Source organism: Halomonas sp. E19, assembly GCF_052439355.1.
Classification (GTDB): domain Bacteria; phylum Pseudomonadota; class Gammaproteobacteria; order Pseudomonadales; family Halomonadaceae; genus Halomonas.
The window spans coordinates 1,973,662-1,992,523 of the sequence record NZ_JBNFWU010000001.1; the positions used below are offsets into that span (position 1 = coordinate 1,973,662).

Genomic DNA, 18,862 nt, shown 5'->3' on the forward strand with positions numbered 1-18,862 from the left:
CGCACATAGCGAACGGCGAGCCACATGGCGCTTATGGAAGCCCAAAACGCAGCAAGGGAGGCCAATGGCCTCCCTTGCTGAATTCCTATGCCTTGCCACCAACAGGACTGGCTAGCTCAGGCGCAGTCCGCCGCACCTTCGCCGAACATGTCGAACAGCAGCTCGCGGCCCAGGCTCGACAACACGAAGCGCCCCTGCTCGTTGTAGACGGCGGCTTCGCTGCTCTCCAGCACACGCTGGCAGGCGAGCCACTCCTGGGAGCTTTCGCGCAGCTGGCGCAGGGCGCGGCTGTCGAGCCCGCGGAAGGGAATGGTGATGGTTTCCAGCACATGGCCCTGCTGATAGAGCAGGAAGGCGGCATTCGACAGGCACTGGCGCAGGCTGCGCTGAATACCGGCGTTGGGCGTGGTGTCGATCTGCATGTACACATCCTCTCCCATGAGCTTTGCTGCGCCGCATATTAACACCAAAGTCGATATCTACCAAGGTCTAATCGAAGCGGCGCAGCAAGCACAGCGGCTAGAAGCTCGGCCTGCCTTACAACGGCAACGGCAACGGCAACGGCAACGGCAACGGCAACGGCAACGGCAACGCAGACCGGCGGCAGACGAAGTGGCTGCGCAAGGCAAGGGAAAGCAAAAATACAAAGGACAGGAGGCGCGCAGAACAGAGCGGCAACACAGGCTGGCGACAACAAGCGCGGGCGAAGGGAAACATGACGCCCGAATTGGAGGCGGCCCCGACAGCCACATCCCGGCACACGCGGCCACCACTACCGTTGCTCCCTTCCGGGCCTGGCGGGGTTTGCGGTTTAGCGTTGCGGGAGGACCGACGGGGCCACCACGACACGACGCCTTCAGGCATCGAACCCGGCCTGCATCAAGGGCTTGCCGAGTGCGCGCACTATACCAGCGCCGCCCTGGGGCGGCAAGGGCGCCCCAAGGATTCACGGTGAACCGACCACCCATGAACTAACCTGTAGGTAGGAACGAAGGGAAACAACGCAGGGCCCAAGGAGGCACACATGGACAAGAATCCCAACAAAGGTTACATCGCGCTGCTCGGCTGGAGCCTCAATGCCATCGAGGCCGCCGAAAATTTCGACCGACGCTATATCGTGGTCGCCCCGGAATGGGCCGAGGAGTACTGCAAGAGCCATGACATACCCCACGTGGCCTGGAACTTCGAGCGCCTGAACGACCGCTCGCTGGAAATTGCCGAAACCCTGAAGGAAATAGGCGTCGATGTCGCCATACCGCTGTTCGAGGAGACCGTCGAATGGGCGGGAGCCATCAACTCCCTGCTGCTCGACAACCCGCGCCTCTACGGCCAATCGCTGCTGCTGCGCGACAAGGCACTGATGAAGCGGCGCGCCCAACTGGGCGGCATTCGCGTCGGCATCTTCGAGGAAGCGCACGACAAAGCGGACGTCATCCGCTTCCTCAAGCGGGTCAACCAGACCCTGCTCAAGCTCGACGGCGATCCCAACGACCCGATTCACCTCAAGGCCTTCGACAAGGCCGGCTGCCTGGGTCACCGCGTGATTCGCACGCCGGACGAGGTCGATACCATTCCCGACGAAGAGTTTCCCGTGCTGATGGAGTCGCACCTGGATGGCTGGGAATTCGCCGTTGAAGCCTGGATCCATGACGGCAAGATCGCCTTTCTCAATATCTCGGAGTACGTCACCCTCGGCTATTCGGTGTTCGTTCCCGCCTCGCCTGAGCTGGAACGGTATCGCCCGCAGATCACCGCCCAGATCGAGAAGCTGATCAAGACCTTCGATATCGACTTCGGCCTGATCCACCCGGAATACTTCGTCACCAGCGACGGCGAGATGTACTTCGGTGAGGTGGCCTATCGCCCGCCGGGGTTCAAGGTGTTCGAGCTGCTCGAACGCGTGTACGGCTTCAATGCCTACCAGGCCAGCATGCTGGTGTTCGACCCCAAGACCAGTGCCGAGGAGGTCAAGGCCTTCTTCCCCAAGGAGATCGAGGATGCCCGGTGCTATGCAGGCTGCTTCGGCGTCTATCCGCGGCGCCGCGTGGTCAGCCGCCTGGAGATACCCGAAGAGGTCGAAGACGACCCCTATTTCGAATCCCACGAGCTGACCCCGCCCATGGAGGAGACCGTGACCAAGCGAACCGCCTTCGGCACCCATTGGGGGCTGATCTACTTCAAGGGCGATGACCCAAATCGACTGCGCGACCTGCTCAAGCACCAGGAAGAGCTTGATTTCTACGTGTGAGCCAGGCGTCATGGGAGCGAGCCCCATGGACAAGGAACCGGCGTGAGCCCCCACGGTTACCCGCACATGAATCCGTCGCCAGGCCAAGACAAGCTGCCAGGGCTGCTGGCCCAGCTGGACGAGGCCACTGCCCTGCTGGGCGAGTCGCGCGACTTCGCCAAGCCGCTGAAGCTGCCCCGGGTGTTGGACACCGCCCGGCGCGTGCTGCAGCAGCCCGGCGGGGCCGCCGCGGTGGAGCAGCGCTCGCGCCAGTTGGAAGCTGCCGGCGTGTTCCTTGGCTCCGACTGGCAGACCCCGCAGTACCTGGTGCCCTCGCTGACAACCCAGGCGCTCAAGAGCCCCGACGCCAATATCGTGGTGATCGAAGCCCTGAGCGAGCTGCGCCTGCTGGCGGTGGCCGAGGGCGATTACCAGCATCCGCTGATCTCCGCCGAGCAGGCTCATCACTACCTGACGCAGGTAATGGCACTGAACCTGTGGCTGCTGTTCGGCACCCCCAGCGAGGCGGAGCGAGAAACCCAGGGGCGGCTGGCTCTGATCCCCAGGCAGCTGTTCCAGCACCTGGCCGAGCGCATCGGGTACGAGCACATCATCGACAAGCTGATCGAGGAGATCTGGCGATTGCTGCAGCAGCGCCCGATCCAGGTCGACTCGGTCAAGCGCATGATCACCCAGATCGCCATCTGCCAGGCCAATCCCGACATCGACTTCGGCGTCAGCGGACAGGGCGCCGACCGCCTGGTCAGCTCGCTGTTCGGGCCTACCCAGGCGTGTCGCGAGGATCCCGGGGTGGAACTCTACCGCGAGCGCCTGTTCGGCATGGACCAGAAGGCGCTGCAGAACGAGGCTACCGGCTTTGCCCGCGCCATGCACGACACCGGGCTGGTATCGGCCTACCATCCGGTGCTGCTGCGCCACCTGCTCGACCACGGCGATCACCTGCTCGCCGAGGCCCTGGGGCTCTCCTCCACCGGCCGCGACTGCCTGCTGTGCTACCGCGAGCTGGTACATGCGCTGATTCGCGGCGCCGTGCTTCCCGACACCGCTCAGGCCGCCTACGGCCTGGCCCTGCTGCTGGAACGCGGGATTCTCTACCAGCCACCGGTGGCGCCGGCCATGTGGCGCCAGCTTGGGCTTTCGCCTCACCCTGGTCCCAGGCGCGGCTCAACCTGGCCTGCGGCGAGGCGGTTTCCCCCGCGCCAGGCTGCTCGAGGGCGTGCTGTGCATGCTCGGCCAGCCGCTGGGAGTGGGCCAGGGCAACAACCCGACCTGCCAGTCGGCGCGGGCGCTCTCCATGTGGGCCTACAACGACCCCGACTACCTGCTGCAGATGGTGGCCTGGGCGGCCCGTGACGACGAGATCATCATGCACTTCGAAGGGCAGGCCATCTCCTCGATGCAGAGCGGTGCCGGCGTGGCCCAAAGCCTGCCCATGGACCTCGATCCCGTCTCGTTGATCGTGGTGCCACATCTGGATCGCATCTATGCGGAAATGGGCCGGCGCTGCGCCGACCGTGAGGGCGACCCCCATCGCTGGGTGAATCCCGAATTTCACGGCTGGTGGTCGGGCCGCGGCTTTCGCATCAACGTCGACGTGGCCACAGGGCAGCTTGCAGACCTCGACGGCTTCCTGCGCCATTTCTACGCCAGCTACCACCCCTACTACAACGGCAACCAACCGCTCATTCATCCGCAGCCTGCCGGTATCGCCATCACCGATAGCGCCGCGCGCTTCATCGGCTGGCACGCCATCACCATTCTGCGGGTCGCCCTCGACCCCTCGGAGGTCATGCGCGTCTATTTCTACAACCCCAACAATGACAGCGGCCAGGACTGGGGCGACGGCGTACAGGTCAGTACGGCGGGCAACGGCGAACGCTTCGGCGAGGCTTCCCTGCCCTTCGAGCAGTTCGCCTCGCGGCTCTACATCTTCCACTACGATCCGCTGGAGCGCGGCGAGCTGGCCAACGTCACCCAGGAGGAGCTCAACCGGGTCACCAGCTACGTGCACCGCAGCTGGGGCGCGAACCGGGTACCTGCCGCCGATCTGCAGGCCGATAGCGGCCACCTGAACCCTGGCACTTGACCCATATCAGGACAATGCTGCGGAGCTCTGCCAGAATGGCAGTATCTCAATGTGAGGCTCGCTTCGAGGAAGTTCGAATGGATTTCAAGTTATTGATGGTTTTCGTCGATCAGGACCGGACCGATACCGTTCTGACTGCCGCACGGGAAGCAGGCGCCACCGGGGCTACCATCATCAACAACGCCCAAGGCCAGGGGCTCAAGCCGCAGTTGACCTTCTTCGGCCTGGAATTCATGGCGTCTCGCAGCGTGATTCTCATTCTGGTGGAAGCCCGCCGTTCAGAGGATGTACTGAACGCCGTGAGCACGGCGGGCAAGCTCGACGAGAGTCTCGACACGGGCATTGCGCTGGAAATCGAGGTGTCCAAGGCGCTGGGGCTGACGGAACATATCAAGGCCCTGAGCAAGGAGCACCCGCTCGACTGAGCGCTACTCGGGTGGCTGACCGGAGCCGGTGAGGCGCCGTTCCACCCGCTCGAGATTGTCCTGCGAGCCCAACAGTACCAGCACGTCGTTGATCTGGACTTCGGTGGCACCGCCCGGATAGCGCTCACGCTTATCATCACGTACAAGTGCCGTGACGGAGACATCATCCCGCTCGGTATCAAGCTCCGAGAGGCTCTGGCCAATTGCCGGTGAGCCCTCAGACATCAGCACCGAGTGCAATCGCTCCTGCTCCGATGCCTCCGGTTTGATGCTGTCCAGCGTACCGCGAAACAGCTCCCTGAGCATTCTGTAGTGGCTGCTGCGCTGCTCCTGCAGCCGCAGTGCCACCCGGTACAGGGGCACGCCCAGCGACTGCAGCGCATGGGAAGTCAGCAGCATGCTCGCCTCCAGTGTCTCGGGTATGACCTCGGTGGCACCTGCCTTGCGCAGCTCCTCCACATGCTGTTGGTCCCGCGTACGAACCACTGCCGCCAGCTCGGGATTCAGGCGCTTGGCATTGCGCAGCGTCGTCAGCGCCGCCGGCCTGTCGTCATGGCTGATGACCAGTAGCGCCGCACGCTCCACACCGACGTTTTCCAGCACGGTAAGGTCCGATGAGTCGCCATAGAACACCTGCTGCCCCGCCAGCCGCGCCTCCTCACGATGGCCGGATCCATATCCAGCGCCAGGTAGTCGAAGCCTTCGCTTTCGAGAAAACGGCTCACCGTCTGGCCGGTACGGCCAAAGCCGCAAATCACCACATGCCCCTGGCTCTCGGTGGGCTCGGACGGCGTCGGTACGTCGCCAGCCGGTTTCGCTCGGCCTCTTGAGCGGCCGAATGCCCACAGCGCCAAAGGTTGATTGAAGCGAATCAGCAGTGGCGCCAGGATCATCGAGAACAGTACCGAGTTCAGCACGATCTGTGCCGGCCGGCTGGCGATGATGTTGCCATCCAGGCCAATGGCCAGCAGCGCGAAGCCGAACTCACCGCCGACGGCCAGCACCAGCCCGGTACGAAACGCCGTCTGGGGATCGACCCCCGAGAAACGTACGATCAGCGTGACCAGCACCACCTTTATGCCCAGCAGCCCCAGCGCTCCCAGCAGCGCTTCGAGCCAGATATCGGGTAACAGAGCGGGCTCGACCAGCATGCCGATGCTGACGAAGAAGAGCCCAAGCAATACGTCGCGGAACGGACGAATGGTGGACTCGACCTGATGGCGGAACTCCGTGTCACCGAGCACCATGCCGGCAAGAAAGGCGCCGAACGCCATGGACAGCCCGAGCGTCTTGGTGGTCCAGGCGGATACCAGAGAGACGAACAATACCGTGAGGGTGAACAGCTCCGCTGAGCGCCGTTCGGCTACCAGGTGAAACAGAGGACGCAGCAGATATCTTCCCGACAACAGCACGATCACGAACGCGAGGAAGGCCTTGGCCAGAGCCATCCCTAGCGCCCCTGCCACCTCATGCATGGCAGCCACACCCAACACCGGGATGATTACCACGAAAGGAACGGCAGTAATGTCTTGGAAGACGGACATGGTAGTGCCGAGCCGCCCATGTCGCGCCTGGCTTTCACCCTGCTCCAGCAGCTGCTTGGAGATGATGGAGGTAGATGACTGGGCGAACACCGCTCCGACGACGAACGCCGCCGGCCCGGGCAACCCCAGCCACCATGCGATCATTGCCACCACCAGAGTAGTCAACGCCACCTGTGCCGTACCCAATCCAAGAATGGTATGGCGCAGCGCATAGATCTGCGGCAGGGAAAAGCTGAGGCCGATGGTGAAGAGCAGAAACACGATGCCGAACTCGGCGATGACGTCAATGTAGTCGTTGTCGATTACCGGGCCGGCCGTATGGGCGCCCAGCATTACGCCGACGAGCAGATATCCCAGGCTAGGTGGGATCCTGAAGCGCTGAAAGACCAGCACGACCAATACCGTTGCACCAAGCAACAGCAGTAACTGCACCAGCGCCTGCTCAAGCATTCATTCGTTCCTGCTCATTGGATGGAGCGTCCCTGTGAAGTTCCTGAATGGGTATCATGACATTGAAATTCAACGTGTACGCAGCAACCAGCGCGCCCAGAACGGCGCGAAGAGCATCAGCGCCACCATGCGCAGCAGGTGATGAAAGGCGACGAAGACAGGGTCGAGATCCAGCGCCACGGCGAGTATCGCCATCTCGCCGATACCGCCGGGGGCCAGCGCCAGCAGCGCCACGTCGCGGGGCACGTCGACCAGGCGATGGATCAGTTCGGCGAAGCCCGCCAGCACTGCCAGCGCCAGCAGCGTGGCGATGAAGGCTTCGAACAGATAGCGTCCCAGCCTGGCGGAAGAGAGCCCGCGAAAGCGCGAGCCGATGGCACAGCCGAGTACCCACAGCATGACGTTCATACCCCAGTCCGGCAGGCGCAGGCTGGCAATGTCGAAGCCGGAGAGCAGGCCGGCGAAGAGCAGCGGAGCGAGCAGCGTGTGGCTGGGCAGGCGCAACCGACGCCCCAGGGGAAACAGCAGCGGCAGGGCCAGCAGCATCCAGGCGGAGGCAAAGCCGTTCTCGATCTCCGCTGGCTGCGGCGCTGCGCCACCTTCATAGGCCCAGAACAGCGGCGGCAGGATCATGATCACCAGCACGATGCGCAGCGACTGAGCGATGGCGATACGCCGCGGATCGCCGCCGCACTTCTCCCCCATCAGGATCATTGCCGTCATCGCGCCGGGCGCCGAGGCGAACCAGGCGCTCACCGAATCGAAGCCGCAGCGACGGTACCAGGCGGCGGCCGCCGCCGTGGAAGCGGCCACGCCCAGCAGCAGCAGAACGGCGGAGAGCGGCCAGTCGAGCACCCGCTCGGCCAGCTGCGGCGTGACCTGGCTGCCCAGCACCAGGCCGAGCACGCCGAGGAAGGTTTCGCGCAGCGGTTCGGGCACGCGCACGTCGCCGCCCTTCGCCGACGCGATCAGGTTGGCCGTCAGCGGCCCCAGCATCCACGCCAGCGGCATACCGATGAGGTGGAAAATCAGCCCGCCTAGCGCCCCGATGGCCAGCGACCTGGCCAGTGCCGTTCCTTCGCTTCGCTCCACGCGGCTCCCTTCTGTTAACTGGCTAACTAAACGATTATGCCATAATGGCGGCCCCGCTTCTGGCTGCCACTCTTGCCGCATGAGGAACTTTTGCATGCCCCGCCTCGATCAGCTGCTCGTTTCCCAGGGCCTGGCCCGCTCGCGAACCCGCGCCCAGCGGCTGATCCGCCACGGCCGGGTCAGCCTGGCGGAGAGCGGAAAAATACTCAGCAAGCCCGGTGAGAAGCTGCCCGAGGGGTGCGCCTGGCGGTGACCGAAGACCCCGAGGAGCGCTACGTCTCACGGGCGGGGCTGAAGCTGGAAGCGCTGGTCGCAGCGCTGGAGCTAGACCTGACGGACCGACTGGTGCTCGACGTGGGGCAGTCCACCGGCGGCTTCACCGACTGTGCCCTGGCCTTCGGTGCGCGCCATGTGATCGGTATCGAAGTGGGCCACGGCCAGCTAGACCCGGAGCTGCGTGGCGACCCTCGCGTGACCTGCCTGGAGGGGCTCAATGCGCGGGCCATGCACGACGAGCCGCGCCTGCACGACGCCCTCGCCGCTCAGAGCGCCGCGGCCCCCGATATCGTCGTGATGGACGTCTCGTTCATTTCGCAGACGCTGATCCTGCCCCAGATCGCCCAGCTGCTGCGCCCCGGCGGCGAACTGCTGAGTCTGGTCAAGCCGCAGTTCGAGGTGGGCCCGGGCGGGGTCAATTCCCGCGGCATCGTCTCCGACCCGGCCCGCTACGGCGAGGTGGAAGCCACCGTTCGCGCCTGCTGCGCCGAGCACGGACTCGACGTTCGCCACTGGCAGGAGAGCCCGCTGGCCGGCGGCGACGGTAACCGCGAGTTCCTGCTACACGCCGTCAAGCAGTGACGGCGTTGCTCAGCGTCCGCCATCCCCGCCGTCGCTGCCGCCGATATCGATATCGCCTGGGTCGCCCCCCGCGCCGGGCGGCGGGTGACGAGACACCCTACTGGACTTGGGCGATACACTTTTGACTTTTCTCTCTTCGCCATCCTCCCGGTGCAACCACACCTCGAGCTGGTTGAAAGCAATACTGATGCCATTTTCGGCAAACAGTTCACCCACCCGGCAGTTGAGCTCATCGGTGGCGTAAAGCCGATCGCCCAACGCGTTGACGAAGACCCGTAGCTCGAAGTTGAGGGTACTCTCGCCATAGTCCATGAAGAATACCTGGGGTTCGGGATCGCCCAGCACCCGCGGGTTCTCCTCGGCCGCCTGGTAAAGCAACCGATGCACCAGCACCTGATCGGAACCGTAGGAAACACGGTAGCCCAGCACCACGCGGGTGATGGTGTCCGACAGCGACCAGTTGATCAGCTGATCGGTGACGAAGGTCTTGTTGGGAATGATGATTTCCTTGCGGTCGAAGTCGGTCACCGTGGTGGCACGAATGCGGATCCGGCTCACCGTACCGGTGAGGTTGCCCAGCGTGATGGTGTCGCCGATACGCACCGGCCGCTCAAACAGGATGATCAGACCCGAGACGAAGTTGGCGAAGATCTCCTGCAAACCGAAGCCCAGCCCCACGCCCAGCGCCGCCACCAGCCACTGCAGCTGGCTCCAGGCTACCCCCAGGGTAGCCAGCGCCATGATGAAGCCGGCGCCGACGATGGCGTAGGAGAGCAGCGAGGTGATGGCATAGGCGCTGCCCTGCTTCAGCTCCAGGCGCGACAGCACCACCACCTCGAGCAGACCTGGCAGGTTGCGCGCCATCACCAGGGTAAGCACGAAGATCAGCAGCGCCGTGAAAACGTCGGTCACCGACAGCGCGCTGGTCACCAGCTCCGCGCCCACGCCCTCGCCGCCTTCCCAGATCGCCACGTTGTCCAGGTAGCCCAGCACCGTGAGCAGGTCCGCCCACACCAGGTAGAGCAGCAGCGCGAAACCGATCAGCAGGATCAGCTTGGAGAGGCGCAGCGACTGCTGGTTGATCTGTTCCATGTCGAGCAGGGGCTCCTCCACGACCTCGAGCCCCCTTCCGCACCTTCCTGCACCTGGGCGCGGCGGCGCGCCAGGGCCCGCTTAAACGCCAGCCGCCGCGCCGCCACTGCCAGGCCACGCACCACCGTGGCCTCGACCAGCACCCAGGTGGCCAGCAGGTAGAGCGTGACGACGAAATGCCCAACCAGGCTCAGCGCCGTGTATTCGTAGCCGGTCACGATCAGCCCGACCAGGGCCAGCGGCACCGCCGCCATGATCAGCCCGAGCACCAGCCGGAACAGCTTGACGCCGAAGAACGGCGTATGCGCGAGGATCAGGCGTGCCAGCACCACGCTCATGGAGAGCAGGCCCAGCAGCAGCAGTGTCAGCGCCAGCGGGCGCAGGGTCAGGCTGAATTCGCCGTCTCGTGCCAGGGTGGCGATCATCAGCACCGGCACCAGCGCGAGGCCGAACCAGCGCAGCAGCCAGCGCAGCCGCGAGGCATAGCCGGCCGGCCAATAGAAGTGCTTGGTGGCCACCCCGTCGCGCACCAGCAGGCGTCGCGACCAGGCGATGAAGGCCCAGGCCAGCGCCAGATGCCCAAGCGCCTGCCCAAGCGCATCCGCCACACCCTCGCCATCGGCGATCAGGCCGATACCGATGCCCGCCAGTACCAGCGGGCCGGGGAGCGCCAGCAGCGCATTGAGCGCCACCGCCTGCGGAGTATGGGCCTGGGAGTCGCTGCGCAGGCGCCCGATCTGGTCATGCAGCACCGCCAGGCGGCGCTGGATACGGCGGCGCTGCCACAGCAGCAGCAGCGCCGCCAGCACGAAGGGCGCCCCGCTAGCCCCGACGGTTGCGGCATGCGCCAATTGGCCGGCAGCACGGCCCGCCACTCGCCGTTCTGCCACTCGTCGGCCAGGTGCGCCGGGAGCTGACGGAACCAGGCGATGTCCAGCGGTCGCGCATTGGCGATCCAGAACAGCTGCTCGTCGATGGTGGTGCGCAGTTCGCGAGAGCTTTCTAGCAGCTGCTGCTGGTTGAGCTGCAGTTCGATAGCCGCACTGAGCAGGCTGCCGTAGGTCTGCTCCAGTTGGTCCACCAGTTGGCGACGCGAGTAGTAGAGCCCTTGCAGGGAGTCGAGCAGCGCCGGACTCACCTCGACCCCGGCTTCCTCCAGGCGCTGGCTGGCCAGGCGCTCGCTCTGACGCAGGGCATCGCGCTGGCGCACCAGGTCGAACTGACGCAGCCGCAGATCGGCGATCTCGTCCTGCAGGGTGCGCCGTGCGTCTACCTGGGGCAGCGAGCGGCGCTGTTCACGCAGGATGCGCGACAGCAGCAGGCTGCCGCGGATCGCCTCGATCTGCTCGTTGAGGCTACGCTGCAGCTGGCGCACGTGATCGAGCTGGCTGCGCGTGGCCAGGCTCTCGCGCACCAGCCCGTTGTGGCGGTCATTGGCCCGCAGCAGCTCCAGGCTGAGCTCGCGGTTGACCTGCTGGGCGCGCTCGAGCACCGGATGGCCAGCCTCCAGCATCGGGTCGCTGCGCGCGGCATCGGCAATCGCCTGCTCGGAGGCAATGCGCCGCTGGCGGTCGATCACGCTCTGCAGCAGCACCAGTTCGGCTTCCTGGCTGGCGATCTGCTGGACCAGCAGGTCACGGCGCTGCTGGCTGAGCTCGCGCAGCCGCGTGTTGCTGCCTAGCTCCCGCTGATGCAGCCGCAGCGAGCGCTCGGCCAGATGGCGCTCGGCCTGGCGCTGCCACAGCCGCGGGGCGTTCTCGCTCACCCCTGGGCTTCCAGCGTATCCAGCGCCCGACGCGAACGCTCGGCATTCTGCATCGCCTCGCCGATTGCCTGCTGGACGCGCTCCGGCAGGGTCTGCGCCGACAGCAGCTGGGCATTGACCTCGGCCAGGCGGTCCTGCAGTTGCTGCAGGTCGAACACCGCCTCCTGCTGGCGGTACTCCAGCTCGTCGAGCGGCAGGCCATCCAGGTCGGCGATCGACCGCGCCATGGAGGCTTCCTCTTCCTGCAGCATCTCGCGCTCCAGCCGCAGCAGCTCGGCAGGCGCGTCCTCCAACCGCTGCTCCAGCGCGGCGAGACGCTCGTTGACCGCTTCCAGGCGCTCCAGCGCCGCCAGGGTCGCCTCCAGGGCTTCAATATCACGCTGCTGGGCAGCGCTTGGCGTCTCGCCCTCTTCGCCGCGCAGCTCGGCGAGCCGAGCCTCAACGGCCTGAGGGTCGGGCAGCACCTCTTCGGACAACGCCACCAGCGGCAGCAGCAGGCCGAGCCACAGCAGGCAGATGGTCAGGCCGGCCCGCCAGACGCCGGTTAGGGAGTGACACTTGGCGCTCACATTAACCCTCATTGGTAACGACTCTCGCCCCAGGCGATTCTCGGCCCCAGGTGGAAAGATGACAATGTCCGCTCAGCTGTTGACTTGCCAAGGCGACATGGTAGAAACGGAACCTCACATGACCCGCTTCGAGTGCTCCTATGACCATCCGTTCCCTCCTGCTCACCAGCGCGACGCTGCTCGGCCTGGTGCCCTTCACTGCGTTGGCCCAGAGCGATGCCCAGCGGGATGCCATCGAAGCACGCATCGACGCGCTCACGGGGGAAATCGAGACATTGCGGCTGCAGCTCGACACGCTGCCAGAGCACGAGACCAGCCCGTTCCTCGACGACGAGGACGCGGTGCGCGAAGAGATCGCCCAGCGTCGTCAGCTCGAGCGCGAGTCGACCCGCAACCCCTTTGCCATCACCACGCACCGGCGCAATTACCTGTTTCCGCTGAGCTATGCCACCCATCCCAACTACACCGCCTTTCGCGATATCTCGACCGCCAGCGGGCCGAACGATCTTGAAGTGAAGTTTCAGTTCAGCGCCAAGGTGAACCTGGTCGAGGACTTCTTCGGCAACACCGGCGATCTCTATTTCGCCTACACCCAGCGCAGCTGGTGGCAGGCCTACAATACCGAATCCTCCTCTCCCTTCCGCGAGACCAACTACGAGCCGGAAGTGTTCATGGAGTTCGACAACGCCTTCCGCCTGTTCGGCTGGACCAACACGCGCAATCGCATCGCCTTCAACCACCTGTCGAACGGACGCTCCATGCCGCTGTCGCGCAGCTGGAACCGCTTCTATCTGGAAAGCATCTTCCAGCGCGGCGACTGGGCCGTGGCCGTGGCACCGCACTGGCGCGTTCCCGAATCCAAGAGCGACGATGACAATCCCGACATCGACCGCTACATGGGCTATGGCGACGTCACCGTGGCACGCCGCATCAATGGCGACCAGGAGGCCACGCTGATGATGCGCGGCAACCCCAGTGCCGGCAACCTGGGCACGCAGTTCGACTACTCCTGGCCCATGTTCGGCAATATTCGCGGCCACGTGCAGTACTACTACGGCTACGGGGAAAGCATGATCGACTACGATCACCGCAGCCATCGGCTGAGCCTCGGTTTCAGCGTCAATCCGCTGTTTACCGGCACCGGTACGCGCTGAGCACGATACATTCTGCCACAGCCGCTCACATTGAACTCAAATGGGTGACTGCTATGCTGAGCCTGTCATTCATCGTCAGAGGAAGACTGCCATGGCAAGCCGCAATCCGTTCACCGAAGACACCACACGCCAGCTCAAGGAAGACCTCCACCACCTCACCCGCACCATCGAAGATCTGGTCAGCGCCACGGCCGACGACTCTCGCGGTCACGTCAAGGAGCTGCGCGAACGCGCCGAAAAGCGCCTGAAGGAGACCCGCGAGCGCCTCGAAGCCCGCGGCGAGCGTTTGTACGACGACGCCAGGGAGTCGCTTCATCACCAAGCCGACGTCTACGACCGCTACGTGCACGACAACCCCTGGACCAGCATCGGCATCGGCGCCGCTGCTGGGATCGTCATCGGCCTGCTGATCGGGCGACGCTGATGGAGCCCGGGCCTGCGCTACGCCTGTTCGGTGCCGGCAAGCGCCTGCTCGGGAGCTTGCTGGCGGCCGGCGAGACGCGCCTGCGTCTCGCCGTGCTGGAGCTCGAAGAGGAGCGCGCCCGGCTCATCGCCCTGCTGATCATGGTGGGGCTGAGCATGATCATGCTCATGCTTGGACTCGGCATGCTCATTCTGCTGGTGGTGGTGGTCTTTTGGGACACCCATCGACTGCTCGCCATCGGCCTGTGTGCCGCCGTCCTGCTGGGAGGCGGCGCCCTGCTGGCGGCGCTGGCCGTGCGTCAGGCCAGGCGCCATACGCTGCTCAAGCAAACCCTGGCGCAACTGGCGCTGGACCGCGAACTGGCAGAAGGCTCCCGCGATGACCTCCGCCAGGCCTGAACGGCATTCATCTTCCCCTGCCCCCGCAGATCGCAGCGAGTCTAAGGCCCTGCTGCTCAAGCGCATCGAACAGCAGCGCATCGATATCCTGGTGGAAACCCAGCGCTGGCAGAAGGCGAGCCGCTCGCTCGACGGCATGTACCAGCAGGCCCAGCGCTATCGCGGCCTGTGCTACCTGGCAGGCGGCGCGCTGGTGGTGGCCTATGCGCGCCATCCCGGCAGCCTGATCCGCCTTTCTCGGCACCTTGCCTCGGCAGGCCTGCTGTTTTACCGCGTACGTCGCCTGCTGCGGACGCGGCGCTAGGCGGGCGTAAGCGTCGTACACATCGCGCAGTGTCAAATCGTTACGGCTATCTCCAAGCGACTGCTTCCTCAAAGCTGCGCTTCGGCCCGCCGAGCCCCGCGCTTCATGCCCCCCGGCAGCCACTTCATGCACTGCTCGCCCTGCCTCAGGCTACGGTCGATGAAGCGCCGCGTCTGCCGCTGCCCGTCACTGGCGTCGGTCGCCCACACACCTAACGCCGCCAGGAACAGCCCGGTCAGGGCGATTTCCTCGGCCTGGGCTCGCCGGGTGCCGTAGCGCGCCTCCAGCCGCGCCGCTTCACGCAGCCACTGCACGGTGCGCGACAGGTCGAACACCAGCGGCACCCAAGTATGCAGGTGCGGCAGGTGCGCCTTGGTGCGCAGCATCTGCACCGTGACGCGGCGATGCGCGGCAAAGGCATCGAACCAGGCCATCAGGCAGTGCTCGATGCGCACTCGCTCCGGCCAGTCGGCGAAGGTGTCGGGCTTGGCGCCCAGCATGGCGTGCCAGCCGCGCGCGAACCAGGCATTGGCAACGTCGTCCATGTCGCGAAAGCGCTCCAGCACCACGCTCATGGGCAGCGCCAAGGCTTCAGCAACGTCACTGAGCCGCACGGCTTGCCAGTGCGTCGCCTCAGCCTGGCGCACGGCCTCCTCGACCACTCGGTCGGCGAAGTGCGAACCGGAGGTCTCAGAGGCTTCGTGAATGGCGATCATGGTCATGGCGGGCCTCCCCGTCAGCGTGGTCCTGACAGCAGCATAGACCAGTCACGGCGCCTCAGGCGGCGCGCTCCAGGTAGTGAAGGCTGAACAGCGCATCCGGGTCGGTCCACAGCGCCTGCGGTACGAAACCGGCGCGACCGGCCAGGTCACGAAAGCCGTCGATGCTGTACTTGTAGGAATTCTCGGTGTGCAGACTTTCCCCTCGGCAAAGGGAATGCGTGCCCCGGCCAGGCGGATCACCTGCTCGCAGCGGCTCACTAGGTGCATCTCCACGCGGCACGCCTCAGCGTTGTAGAAAGCGCTGTGGGCAAAGCGTTTCGGCTCCACCTCGGCCTCGAATTCACGGCGCAGGCGTTCCAGCAGGTTGAGGTTGAAGGCCGCGGTGATTCCGGCGGCATCGTTGTAGGCGGCATCGAGTATCCTGCGCTCCTTGATCAGGTCGACGCCGATCAGCAGCCCGCCGCCGGGTGGCAGCAGTGCGGCCAGTCCGTCGAGGAACACCTCGGCCTCCTCGGGCGTGAAGTTGCCGATGCTGGAACCGGGAAAGAACGCCACCGGGCGCTCGCCCGCCAGGCCGTCGGGCCACACCATGGGCCGGGAAAAATCGGCACAGGCGGCGTGCACCTCGAGCCAGGGTAATCCGCCGCCAGCCGGCGGGTGCATTCGAGCAGGAAGTCGCGGGAGATATCCACCCCCAGGTAGCAGGCCGGGCGTAGCGCCTCCAGCAGCAGGCGGATCTTGCGACCTGGCGCCGCTGCCCAGTTCAATCAGGGTGGCATCGCGCCCCACCACCTCGGCAATTTCACTGGCTGCCGCCTGGAGAATGGCTTCCTCGGTGCGCGTGGGATAGTACTCCGGCTGGCAGCAGATGGCGTCGAAGAGCTCCGAGCCGCGTCGGTCGTAAAAGAACTTGGGCGAGCATACCTTGGGGCTGGCCACCAGGCCCGCCAGCAGTTCTTCGCACAGGGACTGCGACGCCGCGGGGAGGTGCTGGTCATGGAAATGCACGACGGGTGTCATCTCAGGCCTCCCGGGCAAGCCGCAGCCCGGAGAACGCCCAGCGGGCGTGCGGGGGAAAAAGTTGCGGTAGGTCGGGCGCAGGTGGTCGGCGGGGGTGGCACAGCAGCCGCCCCGCAGCACCATCTGCCCCGACATGAACTTGCCGTTGTACTCCCCCAGCGTGCCCGGCAGCGGGCGAAAGCCCGGGTAGGGCCGGTAGGCGCTGCCGGTCCACTCCCACACGTCACCGTACAGCTGAACCGGCGCGGAGGTCAGGGGCGGAGCCGCCACCGGCTGTAGGTGATCGCTCTCGACCAGGTTGCCGCGCAGGCTGGCATCGTGGGCGGCCACCTCCCATTCGGCCTCGCTGGGCAGCCGCACCCCGGCCCAACGGGCGTAGGCGTCAGCCTCATAGAAGCTGACGTGCACCACCGGCGCATGCGGGTCTACCGGGCGCAGCCCGCCCAGGGTGTAGTGATGCCAACCGTCGTCACGCTCGACCCAATAGAGCGGCGCCTGCCAGCCCGCCTCACCCACCTGCTGCCAGCCATCGGAAAGCCACAGCTCGGGGCGGGTGTAGCCGCCGTCGGCCATGAAGGCCAGCCAGTCGGCGTTGCTGACGGGGCGATTGGCAAGCTGGAACGCCTCGACGAACTGGCGATGCACCGGGCCTTCGTTGTCGTAGCCGAACCCGGTATCGCGGTCGTGGCCGATCAGGCGCACGCCGGCCGCGTAGTCGAGCCAGGCAAGCTCCCCCGGCACTTGGCTCGGCGGTGCGGCAAGGTCGTCCCGGTAGGCGGGGCACAGCGGGTTCTGGGCCAGAATATGCTTGATATCCATCAGCAGCAGCTCCTGGTGCTGCTGCTCGTGGTGCAGTCCCAGTTCGACGCGTCGGGCGATCTCCTCGGCATGCTCGGGAGGGGGCGATTCGAGCAGTTCGGTCATGGCGGCATCGACATGGGCCCGAAAACGGTAGACGTCGGCCACCGTCGGCCTTGACAGCGTACCGCGCCGGGGCCGTGGAAACGGCACCCCGTGGGTCTCGTAGTAGGAGTTGAACAGGAAGTCGTAGACGGGATCGAGCGGTCGGTAGTGCGGCTGGAAGGGCGTGAGCAGAAAGGCTTCGAAGAACCAGGTGACGTGGGCCAGGTGCCACTTCGGCGGGCTGACGTCCGCCATGCTCTGGATCACGTAGTCCTCGGTGCATAGCGGCGCGCACAGGGCTTCGCTGGCCTGGCGAACGCGCTGGTAGCGCCTCAGCCACTCCTTGGTATGCAGGGTATCGGACACTTCAAGCTGCTGGATGGCGTGAGGCATGGAGGCACTCCCGTGACGAGCCACAACCGTGACGAAGCAATGTCACAAGCGTAGCAACACGGGAAAAGCCAGCCCGTAACGACGCGTAAGACTTTGTTGCGCTCAGACGGCCTGGCCACAGGCCACGCCCGAGGCCCAGGCCCACTGGAAGTTGTAGCCCCCAAGCTCCCCGGTCACGTCGAGCACCTCGCCAATGAAGCGCAGCTGGGGCAGGCCCTCGACGCTGAAGTCACGCGACGAGATCGCATCGGTAGCCACTCCGCCCAGCGTCACCTCGGCGGTACGCCACCCCTCGGTGCCGGCGGGCTTGATACGCCACTCGCCTAGCCGTTCCGCCCACACATCGATATGTCCATTGGAAAGTTCTGCCAGCGTGGGGTCTTCGCCATGCCACTCGGCCAGCGCCTGGGCCAGGCGCCGCGGCAGCCGCTCGGCGAACCACGTGGAAAGCTGGCGGCGCGGCGTCGCACGGCGGGCCTCGGCAAGCGCACCGGGGATATCTATCCCGGGCAGCAGGTTGATCGCCAGCTCATCGCCCGGCTGCCAGTAGCTGGAGATCTGCAGCATGCCGGGCCCCGATAGTCCACGATGGGTGAAAAGCATCGGCTCACAATACTGCCGATCCCGCCCCGGCCCCAAGCGCTGGCCGTTTCGCAAAACCGACACCGCCACGTCGCAGGCCACCCCGGCCAGCGCCGCGGCGCGGCCCTTCCACTGCGAGGTCAGGGTGAAGGGGACCAGCGCCGGGCGTGTTTCGGTCACCCTCAGGCCAAACTGGCGGGCGATGTCGTAGCCGAAGCCGGTCGCCCCCAGGGTGGGAATGGAGAGCCCGCCGGTAGCGACCACCACCGCCCCGGCCTCGATTCGCCCAACCGAGGTGACCAGGCGCATCCCCTCGCCCTGCGGCGAGATGCGTTCCACGCTCGTTTTCAGACGCAGCTCGACGCCCGCCCACTCACACTCGGTGAGCAGCACGTCGAGGAGCTCCTTGGCCGAATGGGCGCAGAACAGCTGCCCCGGCGCCTTCTCCACGTATTCGAGCCCGTGGCGTTCGACCAGCTCGACGAAGTGCTCGGGGCGGTAGCGCTTGAGCGCCGAGATGCAGAAGCGCGGATTGGCCGAGAAGAAATTGGCCGGCCCGGTGGCCAGGTTGGTGAAGTTGCAGCGCCCGCCTCCGGACATCAGGATCTTCTTGCCTGCCTTGTTGGCGTGGTCGAGCACCAGCACCCGCCGCCCCGCATAGCCGGCCGTCAGTGCACACATCAGGCCGGCGGCACCGGCGCCGATGATCACCACGTCATAGGTCATGCGCTGCTCTCGTCATGTCCGCAAAGAGGGGCATTCTAGCAGCCAAGGGCGGTAGGAGTTGCCCAATAAATTATACAATCCTCCCTGTTTCGTATAAATTCAGGACG

At 65.5% G+C, this 18,862-nt stretch carries 16 protein-coding genes, 1 other RNA gene and 3 pseudogenes; 8 read left to right on the forward strand and 12 right to left on the reverse strand.

Going from position 1 to position 18,862, the window contains the following annotated elements:
- Positions 1 to 116: 116 nt before the first annotated feature.
- Both ACUDAL_RS10450 and ffs read right to left on the reverse strand, forming a co-directional pair.
- Positions 117 to 422, reverse strand: a complete 306-nt coding sequence (locus ACUDAL_RS10450) for a hypothetical protein (protein WP_444678107.1) — start codon at positions 420 to 422, stop codon at positions 117 to 119.
- A 315-nt stretch (positions 423 to 737) separates the two neighbouring features.
- Positions 738 to 834, reverse strand: an RNA gene (ffs, locus tag ACUDAL_RS10455) — signal recognition particle sRNA small type.
- Positions 835 to 1,024: 190 nt separating this feature from the next.
- Between ffs and ACUDAL_RS10460 the strand changes: the two genes are divergently transcribed.
- From ACUDAL_RS10460 to ACUDAL_RS10470, 3 genes and pseudogenes are all read left to right on the forward strand, one after another.
- Positions 1,025 to 2,248: an ATP-grasp domain-containing protein gene (locus tag ACUDAL_RS10460; RefSeq protein ID WP_444678108.1), complete on the forward strand. Its 1,224-nt coding sequence runs from the start codon at positions 1,025 to 1,027 to the stop codon at positions 2,246 to 2,248.
- 66 nt (positions 2,249 to 2,314) lie between these two features.
- Positions 2,315 to 4,334: pseudogene (locus tag ACUDAL_RS10465) on the forward strand (hypothetical protein).
- A gap of 77 nt (positions 4,335 to 4,411) precedes the next feature.
- Positions 4,412 to 4,759, forward strand: a complete 348-nt coding sequence (locus tag ACUDAL_RS10470; protein WP_086508445.1) for a P-II family nitrogen regulator — start codon at positions 4,412 to 4,414, stop codon at positions 4,757 to 4,759.
- A gap of 3 nt (positions 4,760 to 4,762) precedes the next feature.
- On the opposite strand, the gene ACUDAL_RS10475 is transcribed toward ACUDAL_RS10470, so the two are convergent.
- The 3 genes from ACUDAL_RS10475 to ACUDAL_RS10485 form a co-directional block, all read right to left on the reverse strand.
- A complete protein-coding gene (locus tag ACUDAL_RS10475) occupies positions 4,763 to 5,362 on the reverse strand; it encodes a TrkA C-terminal domain-containing protein (RefSeq protein WP_444678109.1) in 600 nt (199 codons plus the stop codon).
- On the reverse strand, positions 5,290 to 6,753 hold the full coding sequence (locus ACUDAL_RS10480; RefSeq protein WP_444678110.1) for a cation:proton antiporter: 1,464 nt from the start codon (positions 6,751 to 6,753) through the stop codon (positions 5,290 to 5,292). The genes ACUDAL_RS10475 and ACUDAL_RS10480 overlap by 73 nt, the downstream gene beginning before the upstream one ends.
- Positions 6,754 to 6,822: 69 nt before the next feature.
- Complete coding sequence (locus tag ACUDAL_RS10485) at positions 6,823 to 7,845, reverse strand: AbrB family transcriptional regulator (protein ID WP_444678111.1); 1,023 nt, start codon at positions 7,843 to 7,845, stop codon at positions 6,823 to 6,825.
- Between the two features lie 94 nt (positions 7,846 to 7,939).
- Between ACUDAL_RS10485 and ACUDAL_RS10490 the strand changes: the two are divergent.
- Positions 7,940 to 8,703, forward strand: a pseudogene (locus ACUDAL_RS10490) (TlyA family RNA methyltransferase).
- Positions 8,704 to 8,712: 9 nt separating this feature from the next.
- Here the strand turns inward: ACUDAL_RS10490 and ACUDAL_RS10495 are convergent.
- From ACUDAL_RS10495 to ACUDAL_RS10510, 4 genes and pseudogenes are all read right to left on the reverse strand, one after another.
- Positions 8,713 to 9,795: a mechanosensitive ion channel domain-containing protein gene (locus tag ACUDAL_RS10495; protein WP_444678112.1), complete on the reverse strand. Its 1,083-nt coding sequence runs from the start codon at positions 9,793 to 9,795 to the stop codon at positions 8,713 to 8,715.
- A complete protein-coding gene (locus tag ACUDAL_RS10500) occupies positions 9,753 to 10,685 on the reverse strand; it encodes a hypothetical protein (protein WP_444678113.1) in 933 nt (310 codons plus the stop codon). The genes ACUDAL_RS10495 and ACUDAL_RS10500 overlap by 43 nt, the downstream gene beginning before the upstream one ends.
- Before the next feature lie 653 nt (positions 10,686 to 11,338).
- Positions 11,339 to 11,560, reverse strand: a pseudogene (locus ACUDAL_RS10505) (hypothetical protein); the annotation flags it as partial.
- The gene (locus tag ACUDAL_RS10510; protein WP_444678114.1) at positions 11,557 to 12,129 is read right to left on the reverse strand and encodes a hypothetical protein; all 573 of its coding nucleotides are present in this window, start codon (positions 12,127 to 12,129) and stop codon (positions 11,557 to 11,559) included. The pseudogene ACUDAL_RS10505 and the gene ACUDAL_RS10510, both read right to left, overlap by 4 nt.
- A 140-nt stretch (positions 12,130 to 12,269) precedes the next feature.
- Here ACUDAL_RS10510 and ACUDAL_RS10515 point away from each other — a divergent pair, with 140 nt between their 5' ends.
- The 4 genes from ACUDAL_RS10515 (at position 12,270) to ACUDAL_RS10530 (ending at position 14,409) form a co-directional block, all read left to right on the forward strand.
- On the forward strand, positions 12,270 to 13,283 hold the full coding sequence (locus ACUDAL_RS10515) for a phospholipase A (protein WP_444678115.1): 1,014 nt from the start codon (positions 12,270 to 12,272) through the stop codon (positions 13,281 to 13,283).
- 91 nt (positions 13,284 to 13,374) lie between these two features.
- Positions 13,375 to 13,707 (forward strand): DUF883 family protein, encoded by a 333-nt coding sequence (locus tag ACUDAL_RS10520; RefSeq protein ID WP_444678116.1) that lies wholly within the window; start codon positions 13,375 to 13,377, stop codon positions 13,705 to 13,707.
- Entirely contained in the window at positions 13,707 to 14,105 is a 399-nt protein-coding gene (locus ACUDAL_RS10525) for a phage holin family protein (protein WP_444678117.1), read from the forward strand. The genes ACUDAL_RS10520 and ACUDAL_RS10525 overlap by 1 nt, the downstream gene beginning before the upstream one ends.
- Positions 14,086 to 14,409, forward strand: a complete 324-nt coding sequence (locus ACUDAL_RS10530; protein ID WP_444678118.1) for a YqjK family protein — start codon at positions 14,086 to 14,088, stop codon at positions 14,407 to 14,409. The genes ACUDAL_RS10525 and ACUDAL_RS10530 overlap by 20 nt, the downstream gene beginning before the upstream one ends.
- 68 nt (positions 14,410 to 14,477) lie before the next feature.
- On the opposite strand, the gene ACUDAL_RS10535 is transcribed toward ACUDAL_RS10530, so the two are convergent.
- The 3 genes from ACUDAL_RS10535 to ACUDAL_RS10545 form a co-directional block, all read right to left on the reverse strand.
- Positions 14,478 to 15,131, reverse strand: coding sequence for a hypothetical protein (locus tag ACUDAL_RS10535; protein ID WP_444678119.1), 654 nt, complete (start codon positions 15,129 to 15,131; stop codon positions 14,478 to 14,480).
- 45 nt (positions 15,132 to 15,176) lie between these two features.
- Entirely contained in the window at positions 15,177 to 17,447 is a 2,271-nt protein-coding gene (egtB, locus tag ACUDAL_RS10540; protein ID WP_444678120.1) for an ergothioneine biosynthesis protein EgtB, read from the reverse strand.
- A gap of 102 nt (positions 17,448 to 17,549) precedes the next feature.
- Positions 17,550 to 18,755: an NAD(P)/FAD-dependent oxidoreductase gene (locus ACUDAL_RS10545; RefSeq protein ID WP_444678121.1), complete on the reverse strand. Its 1,206-nt coding sequence runs from the start codon at positions 18,753 to 18,755 to the stop codon at positions 17,550 to 17,552.
- Between the last annotated feature and the right edge of the window lie 107 nt (positions 18,756 to 18,862).

Excerpts from the sequence above, each read along its gene's own strand:
- ACUDAL_RS10450 (WP_444678107.1), bottom strand. The coding sequence starts at position 422 with ATGCAGATCGACACCACGCCCAACGCCGGTATTCAGCGCAGCCTGCGC.
- ACUDAL_RS10460 (WP_444678108.1), top strand. The coding sequence starts at position 1,025 with ATGGACAAGAATCCCAACAAAGGTTACATCGCGCTGCTCGGCTGGAGC.
- ACUDAL_RS10470 (WP_086508445.1), top strand. The coding sequence starts at position 4,412 with ATGGATTTCAAGTTATTGATGGTTTTCGTCGATCAGGACCGGACCGAT.
- ACUDAL_RS10480 (WP_444678110.1), bottom strand. The coding sequence starts at position 6,753 with ATGCTTGAGCAGGCGCTGGTGCAGTTACTGCTGTTGCTTGGTGCAACG.
- ACUDAL_RS10495 (WP_444678112.1), bottom strand. The coding sequence starts at position 9,795 with ATGGAACAGATCAACCAGCAGTCGCTGCGCCTCTCCAAGCTGATCCTG.
- ACUDAL_RS10515 (WP_444678115.1), top strand. The coding sequence starts at position 12,270 with ATGACCATCCGTTCCCTCCTGCTCACCAGCGCGACGCTGCTCGGCCTG.
- ACUDAL_RS10520 (WP_444678116.1), top strand. The coding sequence starts at position 13,375 with ATGGCAAGCCGCAATCCGTTCACCGAAGACACCACACGCCAGCTCAAG.
- ACUDAL_RS10525 (WP_444678117.1), top strand. The coding sequence starts at position 13,707 with ATGGAGCCCGGGCCTGCGCTACGCCTGTTCGGTGCCGGCAAGCGCCTG.
- ACUDAL_RS10530 (WP_444678118.1), top strand. The coding sequence starts at position 14,086 with ATGACCTCCGCCAGGCCTGAACGGCATTCATCTTCCCCTGCCCCCGCA.
- ACUDAL_RS10535 (WP_444678119.1), bottom strand. The coding sequence starts at position 15,131 with ATGACCATGATCGCCATTCACGAAGCCTCTGAGACCTCCGGTTCGCAC.
- egtB (WP_444678120.1), bottom strand. The coding sequence starts at position 17,447 with ATGCCTCACGCCATCCAGCAGCTTGAAGTGTCCGATACCCTGCATACC.
- ACUDAL_RS10545 (WP_444678121.1), bottom strand. The coding sequence starts at position 18,755 with ATGACCTATGACGTGGTGATCATCGGCGCCGGTGCCGCCGGCCTGATG.